Raw genomic sequence first — 24,692 nt, forward strand, 5'->3', positions numbered from 1 at the left:
ATGCCTGGCCCGCCTCAAAAAAATTAATGCGGTTTCAGCGCCGGGATCATCCGTGACACCAGCAGGCTCATCACCGCCACCCCCAGCGATACCGCAAACACCCAATGCAGCGACAGCGCGATTTCACTCAGCATATGCTGCAGGCTGTCCGCCTCGATCGCCGCGCGCTGGCTGTGGGACATCACCTGCTGTACCGGGTCGTTGCTATGCGGCAGGCGCAGCAGCAGATTATAATTCAGCACCGCTCCCATCACCGCCGTTCCCAGCGCCGAGCCGAGCATGCGGCTAAACATGATTGACGCGGTACAGATGCCGCGAATGGCGAAGTCGGCGGTATTTTGCACCGCAATCAGGAAGGTGGTGCTGGTCATGCCCATCCCGGTGCCAATCACAAAGGCGAAAAAGCCGGCGTGCCACACCGGGCTTTCACGATGCAGGGTGAGCAGCAGCGCGGTGCCGGCAATTAACAGCAGCGAGCCGAGCAGCGCGGTAAAGCGGTACGAGGTGCGCTGCATCAGGCGCCCGCTCAACGTACTGGCAAGCGGCCAGCCGATTGACATCATCGCCAGCGCACTGCCCGCCTGCAGCGGCGTGCCACCGTTAACCCCCTGGATCCAGGTGGGCAGAAAGGCGCTGATGCCCATCATCGCCGCACCGATCAGCAGATTTCCGGCATTACCTGCCAGCAGCGTGCGGCTACGCCAGATGGCCATCGGGAACAGCGGTTGGTTGGCGTTACGCTCGTGGTGCAGCAAGGCGTAGCCGGCGATACATGCCACAATGACCAGTCCGGCGACCAATGGCAGCCCCAGTGATTCCGCCTGCAGTAACGCCACCAGCAGCGCGCTGACCGTCAGCATCAGCAAGGCGCTGCCCGTCAGGTTCAGGCGGTGCGGACTTTTCTCCTTCGATTCCGGGAAGAAGCGCGCCAGCAGCAGCATCGAAATAATGCCGATCGGCACATTGACCCAGAAAATCAGCGCCCAGTTAAAGTGCTGCACCAGCCACGCCCCGGTTAACGGGCCAACGATCGCCGCCACGCCCCAGACGCTGGACAGCCAGCCCTGGATCCCCGCCCGCTCTTTCGGCGGATAGACATCGGCAATAATAGTGGAGGTGAGCGGCATGATGGCCCCGGCCCCCAGCCCCTGTAGGGCGCGGAACAGGATCAGCCAGCCCATATTGGTGGCAAAGCCGCACAGCACCGAACCGCATAAAAACAGGCCTGTACCAATAAAGAACATGCGCTTTCTGCCCCATAAATCTGCCAGCCGCCCGTAAATCGGCACGCTGACTGCCTGAGTCAGCAGATAGATAGAGAACACCCAGCCAAACTGTGAGAAGCCTCCCAGCTCGGCGATAATCGTGGGCATAGCCGTAGCAACAATGGTGACCTCGATCGCCGCCATAAACATCGCCAGCATCGAGGCGATCAGGATCCAGTGGCGCTGCGCCACGGGATTAGCAATATTTTCCGACATAGTTTCCCCGTCCTTCGTTCATCCCTTTAGTGTGGAGCATTTTAGAGCAAACAGTTTCCGAAATGTGCTTATCTGAATTAGTGACATTGTCACCTGTTGACGATAAATTTTTTTCATTGATGGCTTTTCCAGCGCTGGCAAAGGCTTAAGCGTGATTTAGCTTAAAACTATCCCCCTGATTTTCGGCCTAAAATTTGGCACTTCTCCCGCTTCGCTGCTATAGATTTTTAGGCGAACTTACCGGGTAAAACGCTAGTAACCCATTTAATCATCACTTTTAGTGCTTATCTGCATCCAGGGAGAACCATGATATGCAAAATTCCACGCTGTTGCAGCGTGCCTTACTGGCGGTGCTGTTTATCGCCGCTATCGTTGGCCTGCTGGTCTGGGGGCTTGGCGTAGAGACTATCCAGGCTCGCCGCGTTGATCTGATTTACCTCGGTCAGCAACATATGAAGCTGGTGTTCTGGTCACTGCTGTTTGCGCTGCTGATTGGTATTCCTAGCGGCATTCTTCTTAGCCGCCCTTTTGCCCGCCGCTGGGCGGAATACGTGATGCAGATCTTTAACGTCGGCAATACCCTGCCGCCGCTGGCGGTTCTGGCGCTGGCGATGGTGGTGATCGGCATTGGCGATCGCCCGGCGATTATCGCACTGTTTCTGGCGTCGCTGCTGCCGATTGTGCGCAACACCTACGCCGGCCTGTGCTCGGTGCCCGCTTCACTGCTGGAGGCCGCTGACGGCATTGGCATGACGAAAGGCCAGCGCCTGTACCAGGTTGAGCTGCCCAATGCGTGGCCGGTGATGCTGTCCGGCATTCGCGTGGCGACGGCAATTAACGTCGGCACCGCCCCGCTGGCGTTTCTGATTGGTGCCAGCAGCTACGGCGAGCTGATTTTCCCGGGGATTTACCTGAATGATTTCCCTACTCTGATCCTTGGCGCTGCCGCCACGGCACTGTTTGCGTTGATCCTGGATATGCTGCTGGCCGGTCTTGGCCGCCTGCTCAGCCCGCATACTGCAGCATAACAATAATAAGGAGCTGATAATGGCTGATTTCCTGTTAACCCGCTGGCTGCGCCACGGCGCACTGGCGCTGACCGCCTCGCTGGCGCTGAGCGGCGCGGCTGCGGCGGCACCGCTGGTGATGACCACTAAGAGCTTTACCGAACAGCACATTCTGTCGGCGCTGACCACCCAGTACCTGCGCAAACAGGGCTTTGAAGTGGAACCCAAAACCAACATTGCCACCACCATCGCCCGTAACGCAATGATCAACAAGCAGGTCGATATGACCTGGGAATATACCGGTACCTCACTGATTATTTTTAACCATATTTCAAAACCTATGCCGCCTGATGAAGCGTATCAGACGGTGAAAAAGCTGGATGCCAGGCTGGGTCTGGTGTGGCTCAACCCCGCGCCGATGAACAACACCTACGCCTTCGCCATGAAGCGCGAACGCGCCGACGCCGAGCATATTGATACGATGTCACAAATGGTGGCAAAGCTGGAGCAGGTGCGCAAAAACGACCCCGACCATAACTGGATGCTGGGCCTAGATCTTGAGTTTGCCGGGCGCTCCGATGGCCTGAAGCCGTTGCAGAAAGCCTACAGCATGGAGCTGGACCGCCCGCAGATCCGCCAGATGGACCCGGGGCTGGTTTACAACGCCATTCGTGATGGCTTTGTTGATGCCGGTCTGGTGTACACCACCGACGGGCGCGTAAAAGGCTTCGATTTGAAAGTGCTGAAGGATGATAAAGGCTTCTTCCCAAGCTATGCGGTAACGCCGGTGGTGACCGAGCAGGCGCTGAAAGACCATCCGGGACTGGATACGGCGTTGAATAAGCTGTCGCCGCTGATCACTGATGAGGCAATAACCGAAATGAATAAACGCGTGGATATTGACCATCAGTCGCCGCAGCAGGTGGCCCGCGATTTCCTGAAATCTCACGGCATGCTCTGAGGAGACAGTTATGGATACCCTTCACTACATTATTGATAACTGGGGCTACCTCGCTTCCCTCACCTTCCAGCATTTATGGCTGGTGGCGCTGGCGGTGGGCTTTGCCATTGTGATTGGCGTGCCGCTCGGCATTCTGATTGTGCGTTTTAAGTGGCTGGCAACGCCGATATTAGGGCTGGCAACTATCGTGTTGACCATTCCGTCGATTGCGCTGTTTGGCCTGATGATCCCGCTGTTTTCGATGATCGGTCAGGGCATCGGCGTACTGCCCGCCGTGACTGCGGTGTTCCTTTACTCGCTGCTGCCGATTGTGCGCAACACGCACACCGCGCTGGAAAACCTGCCGGACGGGCTGCGTGAAGCCGGGCGCGGTATCGGCATGACGTTCTGGCAGCGCCTGCGCTGGGTGGAGATCCCAATGGCGCTGCCGGTCATCTTCGGCGGTATCCGCACGGCGGTGGTGATGAACGTTGGCGTGATGGCGATTGCCGCGATTATCGGCGCGGGCGGCCTTGGCCTGCTGTTGCTGGACGGCATCAGCGGCAGTGATATCCGCATGCTGATTGCTGGCGCATTAATGATCTGTTTACTGGCTATTATTCTTGACTGGCTGCTGCACCGCCTGCAGCTGGCGCTGACACCTAAGGGGATTCGATAATGATAAAACTGGAAAACCTCACCAAAACCTTTAAGCAGAAAAACGGTAACAGCTTTAACGCCGTTGATAATGTCAGCCTGAACGTGCCGGAAGGCGAAATGTGCGTCCTGCTCGGCCCTTCCGGCTGCGGCAAAACCACCACGCTGAAGATGATTAACCGCCTGATCCCTTCCAGCAGCGGCAAAATTCTGATTAACGGCGAAGATACCAGCGGCTTAGACACCGTGACGCTGCGCCGCAATATTGGCTATGTGATCCAGCAGATCGGGCTGTTCCCGAATATGACTATCGAAGAGAACATTACCGTGGTGCCGCGTATGCTGGGCTGGGAAAAGCAGCGCTGCAAAGAGCGCGCCCGCGAGCTGATGAGCATGATGGCGCTGGATGCCAACAAGTTTCTTCACCGCTATCCGCGCGAGATGTCCGGCGGCCAGCAGCAGCGCATTGGGGTTATCCGCGCGCTAGCGGCGGACCCACCGGTGCTGCTGATGGATGAGCCGTTCGGTGCGGTCGACCCGATTAACCGCGAAGTGATCCAGAATGAGTTTCTCGAGATGCAGCGCCAGCTGAAGAAAACCGTAATGCTGGTCAGCCACGATATCGATGAGGCGCTGAAGCTCGGTGACCGTATTGCCGTGTTCGGCCAGGGAAAAATCGTGCAGTGCGCCAGCCCGGATGAGCTGCTGGCAAAACCGGCTAACGAGTTTATCGGGTCGTTTGTTGGCCAGGACCGCACGCTGAAGCGGCTGCTGCTGGTGCAGGCGGGCGATGTTACCGATCGGCAGCCTACGCTTACCGTGCAAAAATCCACGCCGCTGGCAGAAGCGTTCGGCATGATGGATGACAACGATTTACGTTCAATCACCGTGGTGGATAATGACGGCAAACCGCTAGGCTTTGTGAAACGTCGCGAGGCGCGCGCTGCCAGCGGCGTCTGTGCCGATATGCTGCACAAGTTTAGCGTCACCGGCAAGGCGGAAGAGAACCTGCGCGTGGTGCTGTCAAAACTGTACGAGCACAATCTGGTCTGGATGCCGATCGTCGATGAAGACGGCCGCTACAGCGGGGAGATTTCACAGGATTATATTGCGGATTACCTCAGTTCAGGCCGTACCCGCCGCGTACTGAACGTTAGCTAATCATCTGGGTAGGGGTCAGGCATGCCTGACCCCAAAAGATTCGGAGCCGATCAGGCATGCCCGCCCCCCAGGATTCGGAATGGGGCAGGCATGCCTGCCCCCTACGATATTGCTGCCTAATCATCTACAGCTTTAGCGCGCTTAAATCGAGATAGTGCGCCAGCTCGCGCGTTTCGGCTCGCGGCAGATACGGCAGCTCCCCCAGCAGCGGCGCCGGGATCTTATCCCTCAGCACGTCGATAATTTGCGCATAGTGCGCCAGCCCCGGATTTATCCGGTTGGCAACCCAGCCCAGCAGCGGCAATCCATCATTCACCACCGCCTGCGCCGTCAGCAGCGCATGGCTGATGCAGCCCAGCTTGATCCCCACCACCAGTACCACCGGCAGCTGTTCCTGCACCGCCCATTCCGATAACGGCCGCAAATCGTTCATCAGGCTGCGCCAGCCGCCCGTCCCTTCCACCACGGTGTAATCCGCCTGCCCGTCCAGTGCCCTCAGCCCATGGCTGAGCGTGGCGTAATCAATCGGCGTGCGGCTGGTGCTGATTTCATCTTCCAGCAGGGTGACCGGGTTGATCGCCTGGTACGGCAGTAGAATCGATGATGAAGCCTGCAGAACCAGCGCATCTTTATTGCGCGGCCCCTCTTCCGTTTGCTGGCTGCTTTTAGCCACAGGTTTATAGCCTACGGCCTGTTTACCCTGCGCTGCCAGCTTCTGTAGCAGCGCGCGGGACACCACCGTTTTGCCGACTTCTGTATCGGTTCCGGTAACAAATAGACGTTTCAACATGAATGGCTCCGGCAGGCCCTGTCTGTCCAGGGTAATCATTTTCGTACTTTACAAGTGAGCGAAAATTGTAGGGCAGTACCGCCCGCCGGAGATTGCGTTAGCGCAAGATTTAGTGGATTTATCAGCCCTGTAGCAGCTTGATTAATAACGAACCGTTATACAGGGCATCTTTGACCAGCGCGGCGCCCGGCATGGTGCCGAGATTAACAAACTCGGTTGGCTCAACCTGTAAGTCAGCGCTGTAGCGGGGTAGCGCCTGCTGGCGAATGCAGGTGGCGATAGCGGGGAACAGCACGCTCTGGGCACGATTAAGTGGGGAACCGATAAGAATTTTTTGAGGATGGAACAGATTAACCATGATGGCCACAATGCGCCCCACGCTGCTACCGACCCCGGCGATGACATCGCAGGCCAGCTGATCGCCAGCCAGCGCCGCGTCGCACAGCGCATCAATCGTCAGAGGCTGATTATGCAGCGTTGAGCTCATCGACGCCTGCATGCGCTGCGCGGCCAGTTCCAGCATGCTGTCGATACTGGCCACGGTTTCCAGGCAGCCGTGATTGCCGCAGTAGCAGCGCTTGCCCCACGGATCGACCTGCGTGTGGCCAATTTCCACCAGCGTACTGCTGCCACCGTGCAGCAACCGGCCACCGGTAATCACACCGGCGCCAACATGATGGTCAATCACCACCTGCAGGACATCGCTGGCATCGCGCGAGGCGCCAAACAGCGACTCCGCCATGGTCCAGGCGCAGATGTCGTGCTGGATATAGACCGGCAGCCCGGTGCGCTTCGCCAGTTCTGGCCCCAGCGGCATATCATCAACCTGATAAAACGGCATGCGGTGCACAATACCGGACTGGCTGTTCATAATCCCGGGCAGCGTAATGGCGATAGCGGTAAGGCGTTCCAGCTTGTGCTGGTGATCGATAAAGAACCGATCGATGAGCTGGATGATGCGCATCAGCAGCGGCTGGTCAGCCTCGGCAGGCAGCGGAAATTGCTGCTCCACCACCATTTTGCTGCTCAGATCGCGCAGCGCGAGCGTGATTTCGCCGTTGCCAATGCGGGCAGAGAGATAGTGCCAGGCCTGGGTGTCCAGCACCAGGCCAACCGCCGGACGCCCACGGCTGCCCGGCTCCTGAAACTCGGTTTCCTGTACCAGATGAGCTTCCAGCATTTCGCGCACAATTTTGGTAATACTGGCCGGGGCCAGCTGAGCTTTTTTGGACAGCTCAATCCGCGAGATGGGCCCAAACCTGTCGATCAGTCGGTACACCGCTCCGGCATTAGTCTGTTTTATCTGATCGATATGACCAGGCTGACTATCCGCAATCACACCCCACTCCTGATTATTACCTGCCCGTCACAGCCGAAATGCGACCGAAAGAAGCACTTATTTTCACGCTTCAAAATAAAGCCATCTGTGCATGGTGAAACACTTATCAGATGGCGTCAAATATTTGATTCGATATGTGATTTACAGCACATAAACCAGCACCATGCGCTCATGTTTTCTGCGAAAAAGAGCGTTCCTGGCGCAGGAGCAGTGACATCATCGCCGCCGTCACCGCCGGAATTTCCCGCTGCTTCGACCACACCAACCACACTTCAGACTGCGCGTCCTGCTCCTCCAGTGGGATCCACACCACATCGCTCAGCCGCACGCGGTGAAACGAGGCGGGTAAAATAGAGACGCCCAGCCCGGTAGAGACCAGACCGATGATCGTCATTGCTTCCCCCACCTCCTGGGCAATGTTTGGCTGGATCTGATAGCGGCGCAGCAGCTCCAGCACCTCGCTATAGAGTGCCGTGCCGACGCTGGGGTCAAAAAAGACAAACGCTTCCTGCGCCAGATCGCTAAGCGCAATTTTCTGCCGTGTTGCCAGACGGTGAGCGCGGTGAACCAGCGCGTACATCGGCTCACGCAGCAACAGCTGATGGTTGAGATTGTCCGGCAGATCGGTATTGCGCATCACGCCAAGATCCAGCCGTCCGTCGCTGAGCGGCGCCAGCTGCTGGCGGGTGTTGATCTCCTGCATCTGCACATGCACGGCGGGAAAGCGCTGGCGGAAGTTGAACAGCGCATCGGAAACGGCGGTAATAAACGGCGCGGAGGAGGTAAAACCAATGCGAAGTTCGCCTTCATCCCCGCGATGCAGCCTGGCGGCTTTTTCCGCGGCCTTGGTCACGTTGAGCATAATCTGGCGCGCATCGAGCAGAAACTGCTGCCCGGCGGCGGTCAGCTGCACGCTGCGATTGGTGCGCGCCAACAGGCGCGCGCCGATCTCCTGCTCCAGCAGTTGGATCTGCTGGCTAAGCGGCGGCTGCGAGATATTCAGGCGCGTGGCTGCGCGGCCAAAGTGCAGCTCTTCAGCAACGGCAATAAAGTAGCGCAGATGACGGAGTTCGATATTCATATTTTAAACATATCATTTTATATTATTAATATATTAGACATCATAATCCGCATTTCTTACCCTTGACAACGTGATACCTCAAATTGACTACTCAAAATAAAAAAAGGAATAGAAGTGAACCGGTCACCCTCTGCCGTTGCGGCGCCAGACCGCGCTGAACGAGCCTCCTCCCCCGCTGATGTCCAGGGCAAAGCCAGCAAAGAGCTGTATATCAAACGCGGTACGCCGCAGTTTATGCGCGTGACGCTGGCGCTGTTCTCTGCCGGTTTGGCAACTTTTGCTCTGCTGTACTGCGTGCAGCCAATCCTGCCCGTTCTGTCGCAGGAGTTTGGTGTTTCTCCTGCGGCCAGCAGTATCTCCCTGTCGATCTCCACCGGGCTGCTGGCGCTCGGCCTGCTGATTACCGGCCCGCTGTCTGATGCGATTGGCCGCAAGCCGGTGATGGTTACCGCCCTGATGCTGGCGGCGATCTGTACGCTGCTTTCCGCTACCATGACCAGCTGGCACGGTATTTTGCTGATGCGGGCGCTAATTGGCCTGTCGCTGAGCGGTGTGGCAGCGGTCGGAATGACCTACCTTAGCGAGGAAATCCATCCGAGCATGGTGGCGTTCTCCATGGGGCTGTATATCAGCGGTAACTCCATCGGTGGGATGAGCGGTCGCCTGCTGAGCGGGGTGATTACCGACTTCAGCAGCTGGCGTGTGGCGGTAATGGTTATCGGCTGTTTTGCCCTGGCTTCGGCGCTGATGTTCTGGAAGATCCTGCCGGCCTCGCGCCATTTCCGCCCGGCTTCACTTAAGCCGCGCAGCCTGCTGATCAACTTCCGCCTGCACTGGCGAGATAGCGGCCTGCCGCTGCTGTTCGCCGAAGGCTTCCTGCTGATGGGGGCGTTCGTTACTCTGTTTAACTATATTGGCTACCGCCTGCTCTCTGCACCTTTTTCGCTCAGTCAGGCGGTTGTCGGGCTGCTGTCGGTGGTGTACCTGACCGGGTCGTGGAGTTCGCCGAAGGCGGGTGCAATGACGGCAAAGTATGGTCGCGCCCCGGTGCTGCTCTTCTCCACCGCCATTATGCTGATCGGGTTACTGATTACCCTGACCAACAATATCTGGCTGATTCTGGCCGGGATGATGCTCTTCACCGCCGGATTCTTTGCTGCACACTCGGTAGCCAGCGGCTGGATTGGACCACGCGCCCGCCGCGCTAAGGGCCAGGCTTCTTCGCTGTATTTGTTCAGTTATTACCTTGGCTCCAGCGTAGCGGGTACGCTCGGCGGCGTGTTCTGGCATAACTTCGGCTGGCACGGGATTACCGCATTTATCGCTGCGCTGCTGGTGATGGCGCTACTGGTGGCAACACGGCTGCACGGGAAGCGGCTGTAGCGGTTTGATGGCGGGCGAGGCATGCCATCGCCCCTACGACAACATCTGACGGGCGAGGCACGCCGTCGCCCCTACGACAACATCTGACGGGCGAGGCACGCCGTCGCCCCTACGACAATATCTGGCGGGCGAGGCATGCCGTCGCCCCTACGACAACATCTGACGGGCGAGGCATGCCGTCGCCCCTACGACAACATCTGACGGGCGAGGCATGCCGTCGCCCCTACGACAACATCCGGCGGGCGAGGCACGCCGTCGCCCCTACGACAATATCTGGCGGGCGAGGCATGCCATCGCCCCTACTCGCCATGAGCGTAGGGGTCGGGCATGCCCGACCCTACAGACGACATTGGCACCTTTGCCGATGTTCATCTCCGTTATTGTCTGCTATATTCCAAAGGTATGTTGTAACTAATGGAGAGAGTTATGAGCCGTTATGATGCCGTCGACAGGCTACACCGCTGTGTCACGCAGCTGGAGCAGGAGCTGGATACCTTGCAGCATCAACTGCTGGATTTGCGCCTGCTGGCGGCCAGGGTTTTTGAACTGCCCGCCGTGGAAAAAGGCAAGGAGCACGATCCGCTGACTGAGATTGCGGTGGAGCAGCTGGTCGGTCAGCCCGCCCTGCAGCGGGCCCTCAGCCACTTCTGCCGCCTGTTTATGCAGCATCAATCAGAAAAAATCAGCACCAAGGCCGCGGTACGCCTGCCGGGCGCTATCTGCGTGGAAACGGACGCTGAGCAGAGTGCCCTGTTACAACAGCAGGTCGCCACTATCAATCAGCTCAAACAGCAGCTGGAGCAGATTATCACCGTAGAGTCGGGCCTGCCGCCCGAGGAGCGCTTCGAGTTTGTGCATACCCACCTGCGCGGCCTAATCACGCTGAATGCCTACCGTTCGATCGCCCTGCTGGACGCGCCGGATTCAGTGCGCTTTGGCTGGGCAAATAAGCACATTATCAAGAACGTCAGCCGTGAAGAGATGCTTGAGAAGCTGAATAAAAGCCTGCAGGCCGGGCGCGCGGTGGCCCCGTGGACGCGTGAGCAGTGGGCAGAACGCGTCGCGGATGAGATTGAAGCGATTAAGTCGCTGCCGGCTCATGCCGCGCTGAAGATTAAACGCCCGGTGAAAGTGCAGCCCATTGCGCGCGTGTGGGATAGCCAACAGCAGAAGCAGACGCAGCTGGCCTGCCCTTCACCGCTGCTGGTGATGTGCCCGGACGCGAACAGCGTGCCGAAGCTGGGTGAGCTGCTGAATTATGATGCCGGGAAAGTCACGCATCGCTATAAGCCGGAGGCGCAACCGCTGTATCTGCTGATCCCGCGGCTGCATTTGTATAGCGATCGGTTAGTTTGAATGACGATTGCTGCGGGCCGACCGGAAAAAAAGGTCGGCCCCTACAAAAACCTGATTCCTACTGGCGAGCATAAGTTTGCTGCGGGCCGACCGGAAAAAAGGTCGGCCCCTACAAAATCCTGATTCCTACTGGAGAGCATGAGTTTGCTGCGGGTCGACCGGAAAAAAGGTCGACCCCTACAAAACTGGCGAGCATGAGTTTGCTACGGGCGTTACACCTTCATGCTGCCGACCATCTCTTCCGGGCGCACCCAGGCGTCGAACTCCTCTTCGGTCAGGTAACCCAGCTTCAGCGCTGAGCCTTTCAGCGTCAGCCCCTCTTTATGCGCTTTTTTCGCAATTTCTGCCGCTTTATCGTAGCCGATATGGGTATTGAGCGCGGTCACCAGCATCAGCGATTCGTTCAGCAGCTGGGTGATGCGGTCACGATTTGGCTCGATGCCCACGGCGCAGTGGTGGTTAAAGCTGTCCATTCCGTCGGCCAGCAGGCGCACCGACTGCAGGAAGTTGTGGATCACCATCGGGCGATAAACGTTCAGCTCGAAGTTACCGGACGCGCCGCCCATATTCACCGCCACATCATTGCCCATCACCTGGCAGCACAGCATGGTCATCGCTTCACACTGCGTCGGGTTGACCTTACCCGGCATAATTGAACTGCCCGGCTCGTTTTCCGGGATGGAAAGTTCGCCGATGCCGCAGCGCGGGCCGGACGACAGCCAGCGCACGTCGTTGGCAATTTTCATCAGCGAAGCCGCCAGCCCCTTCAGCGAACCGTGCGCATGCACCAGCGCATCGCAGGTCGCCAGCGCTTCAAATTTATTCGGTGCGGTAACAAACGGCTGCTGAGTCAGCTCCGCCAGCTCTTTGGCCACGCGTACCGCGTATTCCGGGTGGGTGTTCAGCCCGGTGCCTACCGCCGTGCCGCCCAGCGCCAGCTCCGCCACATGCGGGATACTCTGTTCAATATGCTTGAGATTGTGGCTCAGCATCGCCACCCAGCCGGAGATCTCCTGGCCGAGCGTCAGCGGCGTCGCATCCTGTAAATGGGTACGGCCAATTTTGACGATGTCTTTAAACGCTTCTGCCTTCTCGCTCAGCGTTTTCTGCAACACTTTCAGCTGGGGGATCAGGTGCTGCTGCACCGCCACCACCGCCGCGACGTGCATGGCAGTTGGGAACACGTCGTTAGAGCTCTGGCTCTTATTAACATCATCATTGGGGTGAACCAGGCGCGACATGCCGCGCTCGCCGCCGAGGATCTCGCTGGCGCGGTTTGCCAGCACCTCGTTCATATTCATATTGGTTTGCGTGCCGGAGCCGGTTTGCCAGATAGCCAGCGGGAACTCCCCGTGATGCTTGTCCGCCAGCACTTCGTCCGCCGCTTTGATGATCGCCTCGGCACGCTCATCCGGTAACAGCTTCAGGTCGCTGTTCACTTTGGCTGCAGCACGCTTGGTCAGCGCCAGCGCATACACCAGCTCGGTCGGCATTTTTTCTGTCGAAATGCGGAAGTGCTCCAGCGAGCGCTGTGTTTGCGCGCCCCAGAGTTTATCGGCGGGGACATCGATCGGTCCCATTGAGTCTTTTTCAACGCGGTTGGCAGCCATTCCTCTCTCCTTTAGCACAACTTTTTTTGGCGCTTTTAACTTTGCGATAGGTCAAAAACGCGCACATGAGTGATAAGTCTGACACAGTATAGTTTACGAGTATGCGACTCATTCGCGTTTATCGCACGTTGATTATCTCTCTGCGCCATTTTTCTGCTTTAATAGCGCCAGTAACCAGTGAATGACCAGGGAGAAATGATGCAAAAGTTAATCAATTCGCTGCAAAATTATGCATGGGGCAGCAAGCACGCCCTTACTGATTTATATGGTATTGCCAACCCTTCCCAGCAGCCGATGGCGGAACTGTGGATGGGCGCGCATCCGAAAAGCCCGTCAAAAGTGCTGGTCAACGGCGAGCCGCAGTCGCTGCGCGCGCTAATTGATGCCGATAAAGCTTCCCTGCTTGGCCCCGCCGTCGCGCAGCGTTTTGGCGAGCTGCCGTTCCTGTTTAAAGTGCTGTGCGCAGAACAGCCGCTGTCGATTCAGGTTCACCCGAGCAAACCGGCTGCCGAAGCGGGCTATGCGCGTGAAAATGCCGCTGGCGTGCCGATCGACGCCGCCGAGCGTAACTATAAAGATGCCAACCATAAGCCAGAGTTGGTCTATGCGCTGACGCCGTTCAAGGCGATCAACGGCTTCCGCCCGCTGCGCGAAATCCAGTCCCTGCTGCAGCCGGTAGCGGGCGCGCACCCGGCCATTGCCCATTTCCTCAATGCCGCCGATGAAACCCGCCTGGCCCAGCTGTTTGCCAGCCTGCTGTCGATGAAAGAAGAGGAGAAGTCGCTGGCGCTGGACATTCTGCGCACGGCGCTGCCTGGCCAGCACGGTGAGCCGTGGCAGACCATTGCTGAAATTGCCGAGGTTTACCCGGACGACTGCGGCCTGTTCTCCCCCCTGCTGCTGAACGTGGTTACCCTGCAGCCGGGCGAAGCGATGTTCCTGTTTGCGGAAACCCCGCACGCCTACCTCCACGGCGTGGCGCTGGAAGTCATGGCGAACTCCGATAACGTGCTGCGCGCCGGGTTGACGCCCAAATACATTGATGTTCCTGAGCTGCTGGCCAACCTGAAATTTACCTCGCGCGCGGCCGATACCCTGCTGACCACACCGCAACAGCATGGCGCAACGCTCGATTTCCCCATCCCGGTGGATGACTTTGCCTTTGCCATACACGCGCTGAGCAGCCAGCCGCTCGCGGTGGATCAGGAGAGCGCTGCGATTGTTTTCTGCATTGAAGGTCTCGCCGAACTGAACTGTGGCGGTCAGTCATTGTCACTTAATGCAGGTGAATCTGCTTTTATTGCCGCCAGCGAGCCGACGCTGTCGCTCTGCGGCAATGGCCGCGTTGCCAGGGTTTTTAATCAACATCTTAAATGCGGCTGACGCCAGCGGTCATAATTGCTAAGCTATTTAGTGTATTAAACAAAAACGCCGCATTGGCGTTTTTTATCGCCAGAGGGTTACCCGCAGGATCTGCACGGGCTAACCGGCATTCGCGAACGGAAAAAGGACGACACAACTGATGAATAAAACCAAGATTGCTGTGGGTGTAGTGGTTGCCCTTGGCGTAGTCTGGACTGCTGGCGCCTGGTTTACCGGCAAGCAGCTGGAAAAAAATATGGATCAGCTGGTACAGCAGGCTAACGCCCAGATCCAGAACAGCGCTCCGGAAAGCCGTCTGCAGCTGAGCTATCAGGATTTCCAGCGCGGCGTATTTAGCAGCAGCGCACGTTTCGTGCTGCAGAGCAGCTCGCAGACGGAAGATAACGCCATGCTGAAGCCAGGCCAGAGCATCGTGTTTAAAGAGACTATCGATCATGGTCCTTTCCCGCTGGCACAGCTGAAAAAATTCAACCTGATCCCAAGCATGGCTTCGGTACACAGCGAGCTGGAAAACACCGACGCGGTGAAAAAGCTGTTTGAAATCACCAAAGGCAAGTCGATTGTGCAGGCGGAAACCCGCGTGGGCTACGGCGGCAGCACCGACTCAGATATTAAACTGTTACCTGCCGACTACAGCAATGCCCAGACCGGTGAACGTTTTGCCTTCAACGGCGGCACGCTGAAAGTCAGTGCGGATGATAAAGGCAATAAAGTGGCGTTTAACGGCGATATCGATAGCCTGGTGCTGACCAGCAAAAACGAGCTGGGGATGCCGGTGCTGTTCACCGTTAACGGCCTGAAGCTGGATGCTAATACCAAACTTAGCCCGGAAGGGATGCGCATTGGCGACCAGACTATCGCGCTAAAAAAACTGAGTGCGGCAGTGGATGGCAAAGAGGCGCTGATCGCTGAAGGCCTGAACGGTAAATCGACCTTCGATTCCGACAAGGGCAGCGTGTCCGGCCAGATCGACTACACCCTTGACAGCCTGAAGCTTCAGGGCCAGAACTTCGGCCAGGGCAAGCTGGCAGTTAAGCTGGCTGGCTTTGATGGCAAGGCGATGAAAGCCTTCTCTGAAAGCTACAACCGCCAGATGCAGGCGTTGAACAGCGATCCGGCTGTACAGGCTAACCCTGAGCTATATCAGCAGCGCACCAGTGAAATCCTCACCAGTAACCTGCCGCTGCTGCTGAAAGGCGATCCGTCAGTTAGCATCGCGCCATTTAGCTGGAAAAATGATAAGGGCGAGAGCAGCTTTAACCTCAACGCCCAGTTCAAGGACCCGGCCACCGCCACCGCTCCGGCGCAGAATCTGGGCCAGCAGGTAGATAACGTACTGAAAACTCTGGATACCAAACTGACTATCTCGATGGATATGGCGACCGAGATGATGACGCATGTGGCGATGGCAGAAGGCTACAGCCAGGAAGAAGCGGTAAAACTGGCGGATCAGCAGGTGAAAGGCGTGGCCGCGATGGGCCAGATGTTCAAGCTGACCACGCAGAAAGATAACAACATTACCACCAGCCTGCAGTACGGCACCGGTCAGATCACCATGAACGGTGAGAAGATGCCGCTGGAGCAGTTCCTGTCCCGCTATATGCTGGGTGGCGCTGGCATGGTCGCACCGGAAGGTATGCCGCAGTAACGCCTGCGTTTGAAACTGAAACCACCTTTACGAAGGTGGTTTTTTTTTGCCCGACTAGCTGTGCTGGATCCTGATATCAGCCGCTTCCCCCAGCAGCTGCTGCCCGCTGGTCAGGGGGATCCTGAATGCCGTGGCGTCGCGCTCAAGGCAGACGGTGCGTAAGTGGCGGTTACAAATAAACCAGATCTCATCGCGATTGTTCGACAGCAGATAGTAGGCATCAGAAGTTTCAGAGGGGTTGTAACAGCCTAATGCGCGATAAGCGGTATCCAGAGTGAAACCGCTTTGCAGGGGCAGTGGGCGCGGACCATTATCCAATTCCTTTACTCTCAGATATAAACCTTGTTCCAGCCAGAGCATAAACCACCATCCTTTTTATCCCAGATAATGTGATTATAACCAGCATTCCTCTGCGCACCCCGCCATCCCCTCTATTTGCAAAGCCCGTCACAGCGCTGCAGGAAATTTAAGCCGATCCACGCTCAATCAGCAGCGGCGGCAGGATGATATGCTGCACCGCACTGGACGGGTCGGCCATCTTCTGCAGCAGCCGCTGAGTATCCGGCCGCACGGAGTCGATGTGATCCTCTAGGCACGCAGATCCCGCGCTGTTTTCTCTTACAGCGAGTGCTAATCACTGGTCGGGAACCGCCACTGTTTAATATCACAAAAACGTAACTCTCTATTACTCGCAATCAACTCCGCTGGAATTAAATAAAACTCCTCAGAATATTTGTAAAAGTAATAACTATTACTAAAGATTATCTTTTCATCAGGATCGGGATGTCTGGCGGCAAAGTCTTCGTTGTCAAAAGCAAGTGAGCCTGCAGGATGAGCGATATACTCAAGAATCAGGCTATCCGATGTGAACGGCCTACTATGTAAACAGTGCCGTCCTCTATTGTTCAATGGCTTGATATAGAGAAAATCATCCAGTTGACTAATCTCCTCTGCAAACCCACTCTCTTTCCCAACCAGTGCTAACAATCCTGAATACAGTGCATTTCTCTCATAGAGTGATTTATTCAAAGTGCCAAACTTGACAAACTGATAGATTACTTCATTGATGAGCCTGAACTCACTTATCTTTAACTCTCTGTTATGATAAATAAATTTATCACCCTGATAAGAGATCTTATGGTGCAGCATCTTATTTCTAATTAACACGCAAAAGTCATAAAGGTAATACAAAAACACATCATCAAAGAAATCTTTATTAATATTTCTTTTAATGATCTCTTTTTTCACCGCAAAAGTTTTATCTACGCAACCAAACTTGACATCTACAAAAGTGTCCAGATAATCAAAAAATACAGGGAAAACCACTAACATAGCATAACTGTTTTCCAGAGTACGGTCCCATGCAAAAGAACCTACACAATGAAGAAAGTAATTATATCTGGTGTCGCCCTCTTGTTTGGAGTAAAGGGGGTCATTGCGTGGTCCCCTAAACATAAAAGAGTGATCGATAATTGCCCGCGTAACCTCAAGATGCCTTTCCATCTCGTTTTTATTTTCCATTATTCAATCCCTTTAGGTCCAATAACCTTCATAATCACCTGTTCGATAAACTATGGCAACCCGCGAATCACCGGTATCAGAAGGTACACTCGGTAATCTCCCGCTATTGAAAACGCGCGCTTAGCCGCCCTCTTTGCGCAGATAAGCAACGACCAGCAGCGCCGTTGCGCATTTTGCTGGCGTTGTTGCGCAAAGAGTTTTTATAATGCTCTGCACTTTACGATAACAACAGAGAGTGCCGACATGATCGATTCCCAGCTTCCCCTCACCGATATCCATCGCCATCTTGACGGCAATATTCGCGCCCAAACCATTCTCGATTTAGGCCGCGAGTTTAATCTTACTCTCCCTGCCACCACTCTGGAGCTTCTGCGCCCGCACGTGCAGGTGATTGAAGCGGAGCCGGACCTGGTGAGCTTCCTCAACAAGCTCGACTGGGGCGTAAAAGTGCTGGGCTCGCTCGATGCCTGCCGCCGCGTGGCGCTGGAAAACGTCGAGGACGCGGCACGCGCCGGGATCCACTATGCCGAGCTGCGCTTCTCGCCGGGCTATATGGCGATGACCCACAACCTGCCGGTGGCGGGCGTGGTGGAAGCGGTGATCGACGGCATTAAGGCGGGCTGCGGCAAGCACAATATTGACGTGCGCCTGATTGGCATTATGAGCCGCACCTTCGGTGAGGAAGCCTGCCTGCGCGAGCTCGACGGCCTGCTGGCGCACCGCGACAGCATTACCGCGCTCGACCTGGCGGGTGATGAGCTGGGCTTCCCGGGCAGCCAGTTCCTCAGCCACTTTAACCGCGCGCGTGACGCCGGGCTGCGCATTACCGTGCATGCCGGAGAGGCCGCCGGGCCGGAAAGCATCTGGCAGGCGATCCGCGAGCTGGGCGCGGAGCGTATTGGTCACGGAGTAAAAGCGGTGCAGGATCCGGCGCTGATGGATTTCCTCGCGCAGCACGGGATTGGCATTGAGTCGTGCCTGACTTCCAATATCCAGACCAGCACCGTGGCCTCGCTGGCACAGCATCCGCTGAAGGCCTTCCTTGACCACGGTATCCTCGCCACCATCAATACCGACGATCCGGCGGTTCAGGGGATTGAGATCGGTCACGAATACGAAATTGCCGCCCCGGCAGCAGGTTTGAGCCGTGAGCAGATGCGCGTGGCGCAGGGGAATGGCCTGAAGATTGCGTTCCTCAGCGATGCCGAGAAAGCCGCAGTGCGGGCGCGTGCCGCAGCGTAATTAATGACGCGGGTCGACCGGAAAAAATGGTCTCCATCACGGCCGGTGCCAATCCTTAACACGGGTCGACCGGAAAAAATGGTCGACCCCTACGGTAAATGTGGCGCCGACCTTCTCCATCACGGCCGGTGCAAATCTTTAACACGGGTCGACCGGAAAAAAAGGTCTTTATCACGGCCGGTGCCAATCCTTAACACGGGTCGACCGGAAAAAATGGTCGACCCCTACGGTAGGGGCCGACCTTCTTTTTCGGTCGGCCCTTTTCATACTATTTCAACGACATCGTCTGGCGCTTCTCGGCGGACTGCAAGCCCAGCTCGATCAGCTCCATCACCTGAATCGCCTCTTCCGCCTGCACCGGGTTTTCACCCACGCCGTTAATCGCATCGCGAATGCCCGCATAGTAAGCCGGATAGTTGCCAGGAATAGTCAGCAGGCTCTTCTCGACCATTGCATCACCTTCGGCCAGCGTCAGCACGCCGTCGCGCATATCGTAGCCCCAGTCTTCCTGCGGCGGGCGCGCCCCGGCTTTCAGCGCATCCTCCTGCGGATCCAGGCCAAACTTCACAAAGCTGCCTTTGGTACCGTGTACCTGATAGCGCGCCGATTCGGCGGCCACCAGCATGCTGCCGTGCAGCACTACGCGGCGCTGTGGATAGGTCAGCGTGCAGTGGAAGTAGTCGGTAGTTTGCGCACCCGGGCGCAGCTCGGCGGCATCGAGAGTAATCGCCACCGGGGAGCCAAACAGCTGCAGCGCCTGGTCAATCACGTGCGGTCCCAAATCGTACCAGATGCCGCTGCCCGCACCTTTCTGCTCGCGCCAGCGCTGCTGCACGGTCGGGCGGAAGCGGTCAAAGTGGGACTCAAAGTAGCGTACATCGCCCAGCGTGCCGTCGGCCAGCAGCGCTTTCACGGTGAGGAAATCACTGTCCCAGCGGCGGTTATGGAACACGGAAAGCAGCAGCCCTTTGGCTTTTGCCAGCGCATCCAGCTCGCGTGCCTGTGACAGTGTCACGGTAAACGGTTTGTCGACCACCACATGTTTCCCGGCGTTCAGCGCAGCTTTCGCCAGCGGGAAGTGGGTATCGTTTGGGGTGGGAATGACAATCAGCTGCAGGGTTGGGTCGTCGAACAGTGCCTGAGGGTCGGACACCACCTGCACCGACGGCCAGTCCGCATGAACTTTGCCGGCATCGCTGCTGGAAACGGCGGCCAGCTCCATCTCAGCGGTGCCAGAGATTAGGGGTGCATGGAAGGTTTTGCTGGCGAAGCCGTAGCCCACCAGACCAACACGAATTTTATCACTCATTAGTATCCCTCTCGTAGTTACCCCGTTGATTTAAGTCGATCGACGGGGCAACCACAAGGAGGATTTGCCCGAAAAGCTATTCATTGGCACGGCGCGGTAAATGCCAGGTCTCCTGGGCGACCAGCGCATCGTGTGCATCCAGGCTGCGGCGGCGGAAATCACTGGGGCTGACGCCCGCACGCTTGCGGAACACGCGCGAAAAGTAGAGCTGATCGTCATAGCCCACTTCGCGCCCGATGCTGGCGATCGGTTCCTGGGTAGTTTGCAGCAGCAGCTTGGCGCGGATCACCCGCTGATCCTCTCGCCAGCGCAGCAGGTTGACCCCCATCTGCTCGCGGAACAGGTGCGCCAGCCGCGACGGTGACAGGCAGACATGCTTCGCCACCTCTTCAATTTTCACCTCCGCCGCCAGGTTGTTGGTGACGTACTGGCAGGCTTCGACCACGCGCGCATCGCGGATCTGCTGATGGCTGCGCGGATCTTCCTGCACCGCCCGCAGCAGCAGGCGCTCCAGCAGATTCATCGCCAGCTCCTCGGCAAAGCGCCGCCCGGAGTTGTGGGTGTGTTCGATATTGGCGAACAGGCGGTCAAACTCGCCGCGCAGCGACTCCGGCAGGCGCAGGCGCCCCACGCCCTGCGCTTCATCCTGCCACTCCAGCCAGTCGCTCCAGTAGGCGCGCGGGCGGAAATAGACCCAGCGGTGATACCAGCTGTCGCTGTCAGGCGAACGGCCGTAATAGTGCGGGGTTTTCGGCTGAAACAGCAGCAGGTCGCCCGGTTCGCAGTCAAACGCCGCCTCGCCGTCACACACCCGGCCACGCCCTTTAATCGTCAGGTTGAGAATGTAGCCCTTCATGCCGTGCGGGCGATCGATAAAGAAATCGAGCGGCCCGTCGGCGTTGATGGGGGTCAGCCCGGCCACCAGCCAGGCGCTAAACGGATACCCCGGAAGCAGCGGGTTGGATTGCGCCACCGGCGCCAGACGATGATACATAACCCCTCCTGTCAGGCCGCTTTGGCTTTTTGTTTGTAACGGTCAAAAATCACCGCCGCTAACAATATCAGACCGCGCACCACGTACTGTGAGAAAGGCGAGATATTGAGTAAATTCATCGCATTCTCAACCGTTCCGAGGATTAACACCCCGGCAACCACATAGGAAATCTTACCAATCCCCCCCTTCAGCGACACGCCACCGAGCACGCAGGCAGAAATCACAATCAGCTCATAGCCGAGCGAGGTCATTGGCTGGCCGCTGGTCATGCGCGAGGCGAGGATAATGCCCGCCGCCGCCGACACCAGCCCGGAGAGGATAAAGATGATAATGCGCGTGCGCACCACCGGCACCCCGGCCAGCCTTGCCGCTTCTTCATTACCGCCAATCGCCAGCGTATTGCGGCCAAAGGTGGTTTTGTTCAGCAGGAAACCGAACAGCACCAGAGTAACTATCGTCAGCCACACCGGCGCAGGAATGCCCAGCCAGCTGGCGTAGCCGAGCGCGAAGAAGCGCTCGTCTTCGATACCGACCGCCTTACCGTCGGAGAAGATATACGCCAGCCCGCGCACAATCTGCATGGTCGCCAGCGTGGTGATCAGGGCGTTAATTTTCAGTTTAGCAATGACAAAGCCGTTGATCAGGCCGCAGGCGACGCCGAGCAGTAGCCCCGCCGCCACGCCGATCCACAGGCTTTCGGTCATATTGATCACCACCGCGCACACCACCCCGGCACAGGCAATCACCGAGGCGACCGACAGGTCAAAATCACCGGACGCGAGGCAGAACAGCATGCCGCAGGCCACCATACCGGACATCGACATTGCCAGGCCGAGGCCTTTCATGTTGATCAGGCTGCCGAAGTTCGGCACAAACACCGTGCAGGCGATAAACAGCGCGGCAAACACCACCAGCATGCCGAAGTTGTCCCAGATGCGCCAAAGGCTGAAGCGTGATGGGGCGGCTGGCGTCCCGGTTGAGGTTGTCGTAGACATCGGTTTCTCCTGCATTTCAGGCCACCTGGGTGGCAGGTTTAGCGGTTTTTGGCATCGCCAGACTTAAGGTCAGCGCTTCCGTTGCGTCGTTGTGGTCCAGCTCCCCGGCGATTTCGCCTTCGCGCATCACCAGGATCCGGTCGGCCAGCCCCATCACTTCCGGCAGATCGCTGGAGGCAAACAGCACCGCAATCCCCTGTTCGGCCAGCGCGTAAATCAGCTGATAGATCTCATTTTTTGCTCCGACATCAATGCCGCGCGTTGGCTCGTCGAGCAGGATCACTTTCATCTCTTCCGACAGCCAGCGGCCAAGGATGGCCTTCTGCTGATTGCCACCCGACAGGTTCATAATCAGCTGGTCAGCCGACGGGGTTTTGATATTCAGCGAGCGAATATGCGCCCCGGCGTTTTTCGCTTCCCAACCTTTGTTGATCAGGCAGCCGGCGGTAAGGTTGTTGCGCCGGGCGCTGATGTTGATGTTGTCGCGCACCGAATGCACCGGGATGATGCCGTCGGCCTTGCGGTCTTCCGGGCAGAGCATGATCCCGGCACGAATGGCCTCAATCGGCTCACGCAGATTGAGCACCTCGCCATCGAGGCGCAGCTCGCCGCTGATTAGACGCGTGGCGCCGAACAGCCCTTTCATCAGTTCGCTGCGCCCGGCGCCGACCAGGCCGAACAGCCCGACGATCTCCCCGGCTCTTACGCTGAACGACACCGCGCTGCGCACGCCTTTGGCCTGGACATTGTCGAGCTGCAGGCGCACTGCACCGTGCGCACGCGGGCGGTAGCCGTAGATATCGCCGATTTCACGCCCGACCATCGCCTGCACCAGCAGGTCGTTGGTGGTGGTTTGCATATCGGTGAAGGTGCGCACGTAGCGGCCATCTTTAAACACGGTGATGGCATCGCTAAGGGCGAAAATCTCCTCCATGCGGTGCGAGACATACAGCACCACTTTGCCATCGGCGCGCAGCTGGCGGATAACGCGGAACAGCTGGTCGATTTCCCGCGCCGACAGTGAGCTGGTCGGTTCGTCAAAGGCGATCACTTTGGCGTTGCGCGCCAGCGCTTTGGCAATTTCCACCATCTGCCACTGGCCGAGCGACAGGTATTTCAGCGGCAGATCCGGGTCGATATCCATGCCGAGAGTTTTTAGCTGGCGCGCGGCTTCGGCACGCAGCTTCGCCCGGTTAACCAGCCCGCCGCGCTGCGGCAGCTGGCCTAAGAAGATGTTTTCTGCCACCGACATTTCCGGCACCAGATGCAGTTCCTGATAGATAATCGCTACCCCGGCATTCAGCGCATCGGTGGTGTGCTGGAAGTTAGCCGGCTGGCCTTGAATGCGGATCTCTCCACTGCTGGCCTGATAGCTGCCGCTGAGGATCTTCAACAGCGTCGATTTGCCCGCGCCGTTCTCGCCCATCAGGGCATGCACTTCCCCGGCATAGCAGTCAAAACTGATATCCTGCAGCGCTTTTACGCCGGGAAAGGTTTTGCCTATGCCGTGAAAGCTCAGATAAGCGGGTTGCGTGGTCATAGTGTCTCCTCCTGCACGTTGAGCGTTTGCAGCGGGCGGACCGAAAAAGAGGGTCCGCCCCTACAGCATTCTGAGCCGCTGAAGCCGAACTTTTGGTTTCGATCGGCCCGCGGTTCGCCCCATCACCCTGGATGAACCGTAGGGGTCGGGCATGCCCGACCCGGTGTCACTGATTACATCAGCCCTTTCTTCGCCAGTTCGGCTTTGAAGTTATCGCGGGTAATCAGTACCACGTCGGTCACTTCGGTGAACTTGGCAGGCTCGGTGCCGTTGGTCACCCAGTCATGCAGCATCTTGATACTGCGGTAGCCGTGCACGTCCGGGCTTGGCAGCAGAGAGCCGTAGAAGCCGGTCGCGGCACCTTTCGACAGTTCGCTTACCGCATCCACGCCGTTAATCCCGATGCCAATGACGTCGGCCGCCTTAAAGCCCTGACCTTCGGTGGCGCGCACGCCGCCCAGCACGGTGTTGTCGTTCATACCAACGATCAGCCAGTGCTTCACCTCCGGATGCTGCACCAGCAGGGAGTTACCGGCATCAAACGCGCCGGGAATATCGTTGGATTTGGTTGGGATCTGATAAATCTGTTTTTCCGGGAATCCAGCAGCCTTCAGCGCATCCATCGACCCGCCGGTGCGGCGACGGGCGGTATCCAGCTCGTTGGCGGTGATCGCCATTACCGCAGTCTCTTTCGCATCCCAGCCGCGTTTCTGCATCTCTTTGTACAGCTCCTGCCCCTGGCGCTCGCCGATTTTGGTTGCGGCCATCATCACCAGCGGCACGCTATCCATCGGTTTACCTTTGGCGGTGACGAACTGGTCATCAACGGCGATCACCTTCAGGTCATAGCTGCGCGCTTTCGCGACAATGGCGGAGCCCAGTTTTGGGTCCGGCGTACAGATAACGAACCCTTTCGCGCCGCTGGCGGCCAGGCTGTCGATGGCGTTCAGGGTTTTCTCACCGTCCGGCACGGCGATTTTAATCACCTCAAAGCCCATCTCTTTACCGGCCTTATCGGCGAATTTCCATTCAGTCTGGAACCACGGCTCTTCCGGCTGCTTCACCAGAAAACCGAGTTTCATGGTCTCCGCCATAGCGGATTGTGACATAACGGCGGCGAGGCCAATCGCGGCCAGCGCTTGAGTGAATTTGTGCATGAGGCTCTCCGGCTCAGTGCCCGCTTTACGCGGGTTTGTGTAAACGGTAACAATCGGATGTTCATAAATTTAAAAGCTGCTATTCAATACCTTACCTG

21 protein-coding genes are annotated in these 24,692 nt (G+C 57.5%); 9 read left to right on the forward strand and 12 right to left on the reverse strand.

Annotated features, from left to right (window positions below; genetic code table 11):
- Positions 1-23: 23 nt before the first annotated feature.
- Positions 24-1,481, reverse strand: a complete 1,458-nt coding sequence (locus J2Y91_RS19785; protein ID WP_191149455.1) for an MDR family MFS transporter — start codon at positions 1,479-1,481, stop codon at positions 24-26.
- Positions 1,482-1,792: 311 nt separating this feature from the next.
- Between J2Y91_RS19785 and osmY the strand changes: the two genes are divergently transcribed.
- From osmY to osmV, 4 genes are read left to right on the forward strand one after another with little or no spacing between them, the layout of a single operon-like run.
- On the forward strand, positions 1,793-2,509 hold the full coding sequence (gene osmY / locus J2Y91_RS19790) for an osmoprotectant ABC transporter permease OsmY (protein WP_062818665.1): 717 nt from the start codon (positions 1,793-1,795) through the stop codon (positions 2,507-2,509).
- A gap of 19 nt (positions 2,510-2,528) precedes the next feature.
- Positions 2,529-3,449 (forward strand): glycine betaine ABC transporter substrate-binding protein, encoded by a 921-nt coding sequence (locus J2Y91_RS19795; protein WP_418756206.1) that lies wholly within the window; start codon positions 2,529-2,531, stop codon positions 3,447-3,449.
- Positions 3,450-3,459: 10 nt separating this feature from the next.
- A complete protein-coding gene (osmW, locus tag J2Y91_RS19800; RefSeq protein ID WP_062818664.1) occupies positions 3,460-4,107 on the forward strand; it encodes an osmoprotectant ABC transporter permease OsmW in 648 nt (215 codons plus the stop codon).
- Entirely contained in the window at positions 4,107-5,246 is a 1,140-nt protein-coding gene (gene osmV / locus J2Y91_RS19805; protein WP_253539230.1) for an osmoprotectant ABC transporter ATP-binding protein OsmV, read from the forward strand. The genes osmW and osmV overlap by 1 nt, the downstream gene beginning before the upstream one ends.
- A gap of 124 nt (positions 5,247-5,370) precedes the next feature.
- Here osmV and bioD read toward each other — a convergent pair whose 3' ends face one another.
- The 3 genes from bioD to J2Y91_RS19820 all read right to left on the reverse strand — a co-directional run bounded on the left by bioD (position 5,371) and on the right by J2Y91_RS19820 (position 8,456).
- Positions 5,371-6,036: a dethiobiotin synthase gene (bioD, locus tag J2Y91_RS19810; protein WP_048916084.1), complete on the reverse strand. Its 666-nt coding sequence runs from the start codon at positions 6,034-6,036 to the stop codon at positions 5,371-5,373.
- Positions 6,037-6,157: 121 nt separating this feature from the next.
- Positions 6,158-7,375 (reverse strand): sugar metabolism global transcriptional regulator Mlc, encoded by a 1,218-nt coding sequence (mlc, locus tag J2Y91_RS19815; protein ID WP_062818266.1) that lies wholly within the window; start codon positions 7,373-7,375, stop codon positions 6,158-6,160.
- A 169-nt stretch (positions 7,376-7,544) separates the two neighbouring features.
- Complete coding sequence (locus J2Y91_RS19820; RefSeq protein ID WP_133623573.1) at positions 7,545-8,456, reverse strand: LysR family transcriptional regulator; 912 nt, start codon at positions 8,454-8,456, stop codon at positions 7,545-7,547.
- Positions 8,457-8,570: 114 nt separating this feature from the next.
- Between J2Y91_RS19820 and ynfM the strand changes: the two genes are divergently transcribed.
- Together ynfM and tus are read left to right on the forward strand one after the other, a co-directional pair.
- Positions 8,571-9,839 (forward strand): multidrug efflux MFS transporter YnfM/SxtP(Kp), encoded by a 1,269-nt coding sequence (gene ynfM, locus J2Y91_RS19825; RefSeq protein WP_253539233.1) that lies wholly within the window; start codon positions 8,571-8,573, stop codon positions 9,837-9,839.
- 426 nt (positions 9,840-10,265) lie between these two features.
- A complete protein-coding gene (gene tus / locus J2Y91_RS19830) occupies positions 10,266-11,195 on the forward strand; it encodes a DNA replication terminus site-binding protein (protein ID WP_253539235.1) in 930 nt (309 codons plus the stop codon).
- A 212-nt stretch (positions 11,196-11,407) separates the two neighbouring features.
- Here the strand turns inward: tus and fumC are convergent, their stop codons facing one another.
- On the reverse strand, positions 11,408-12,805 hold the full coding sequence (gene fumC / locus J2Y91_RS19835) for a class II fumarate hydratase (RefSeq protein ID WP_048916090.1): 1,398 nt from the start codon (positions 12,803-12,805) through the stop codon (positions 11,408-11,410).
- Between the two features lie 198 nt (positions 12,806-13,003).
- Here fumC and manA point away from each other — a divergent pair, with 198 nt between their 5' ends.
- Both manA and J2Y91_RS19845 read left to right on the forward strand, forming a co-directional pair.
- Positions 13,004-14,188, forward strand: coding sequence for a mannose-6-phosphate isomerase (manA, locus tag J2Y91_RS19840; protein WP_253539237.1), 1,185 nt, complete (start codon positions 13,004-13,006; stop codon positions 14,186-14,188).
- 139 nt (positions 14,189-14,327) lie between these two features.
- Entirely contained in the window at positions 14,328-15,836 is a 1,509-nt protein-coding gene (locus J2Y91_RS19845; RefSeq protein ID WP_253539238.1) for a YdgA family protein, read from the forward strand.
- Positions 15,837-15,890: 54 nt separating this feature from the next.
- Here J2Y91_RS19845 and J2Y91_RS19850 read toward each other — a convergent pair whose 3' ends face one another.
- Positions 15,891-16,196, reverse strand: a complete 306-nt coding sequence (locus J2Y91_RS19850) for a hypothetical protein (RefSeq protein ID WP_253539241.1) — start codon at positions 16,194-16,196, stop codon at positions 15,891-15,893.
- Positions 16,197-16,466: 270 nt separating this feature from the next.
- Positions 16,467-17,357, reverse strand: a complete 891-nt coding sequence (locus J2Y91_RS19855) for a hypothetical protein (protein WP_253539243.1) — start codon at positions 17,355-17,357, stop codon at positions 16,467-16,469.
- A 243-nt stretch (positions 17,358-17,600) separates the two neighbouring features.
- On the opposite strand from J2Y91_RS19855, the gene add reads away from it, so the two are divergent.
- Positions 17,601-18,599: an adenosine deaminase gene (gene add / locus J2Y91_RS19860; RefSeq protein WP_253539245.1), complete on the forward strand. Its 999-nt coding sequence runs from the start codon at positions 17,601-17,603 to the stop codon at positions 18,597-18,599.
- Between the two features lie 268 nt (positions 18,600-18,867).
- On the opposite strand, the gene J2Y91_RS19865 is transcribed toward add, so the two are convergent.
- From J2Y91_RS19865 to J2Y91_RS19885, 5 genes are all read right to left on the reverse strand, one after another.
- On the reverse strand, positions 18,868-19,908 hold the full coding sequence (locus J2Y91_RS19865) for an oxidoreductase (protein WP_253539247.1): 1,041 nt from the start codon (positions 19,906-19,908) through the stop codon (positions 18,868-18,870).
- 76 nt (positions 19,909-19,984) lie between these two features.
- A complete protein-coding gene (gene araC / locus J2Y91_RS19870) occupies positions 19,985-20,902 on the reverse strand; it encodes an arabinose operon transcriptional regulator AraC (protein ID WP_048916099.1) in 918 nt (305 codons plus the stop codon).
- Positions 20,903-20,913: 11 nt separating this feature from the next.
- Entirely contained in the window at positions 20,914-21,897 is a 984-nt protein-coding gene (araH, locus tag J2Y91_RS19875; RefSeq protein WP_048916112.1) for an L-arabinose ABC transporter permease AraH, read from the reverse strand.
- A gap of 16 nt (positions 21,898-21,913) precedes the next feature.
- Positions 21,914-23,437 carry an L-arabinose ABC transporter ATP-binding protein AraG gene (gene araG / locus J2Y91_RS19880; protein WP_048916100.1) on the reverse strand — a complete coding sequence of 508 codons (1,524 nt, stop codon included), beginning with the start codon at positions 23,435-23,437 and terminating at the stop codon, positions 21,914-21,916.
- Between the two features lie 173 nt (positions 23,438-23,610).
- Positions 23,611-24,594, reverse strand: a complete 984-nt coding sequence (locus J2Y91_RS19885; RefSeq protein ID WP_048916101.1) for an arabinose ABC transporter substrate-binding protein — start codon at positions 24,592-24,594, stop codon at positions 23,611-23,613.
- Positions 24,595-24,692 lie beyond the last annotated feature (98 nt).

This window comes from Erwinia aphidicola, assembly GCF_024169515.1.
Classification (GTDB): domain Bacteria; phylum Pseudomonadota; class Gammaproteobacteria; order Enterobacterales; family Enterobacteriaceae; genus Erwinia; species Erwinia aphidicola.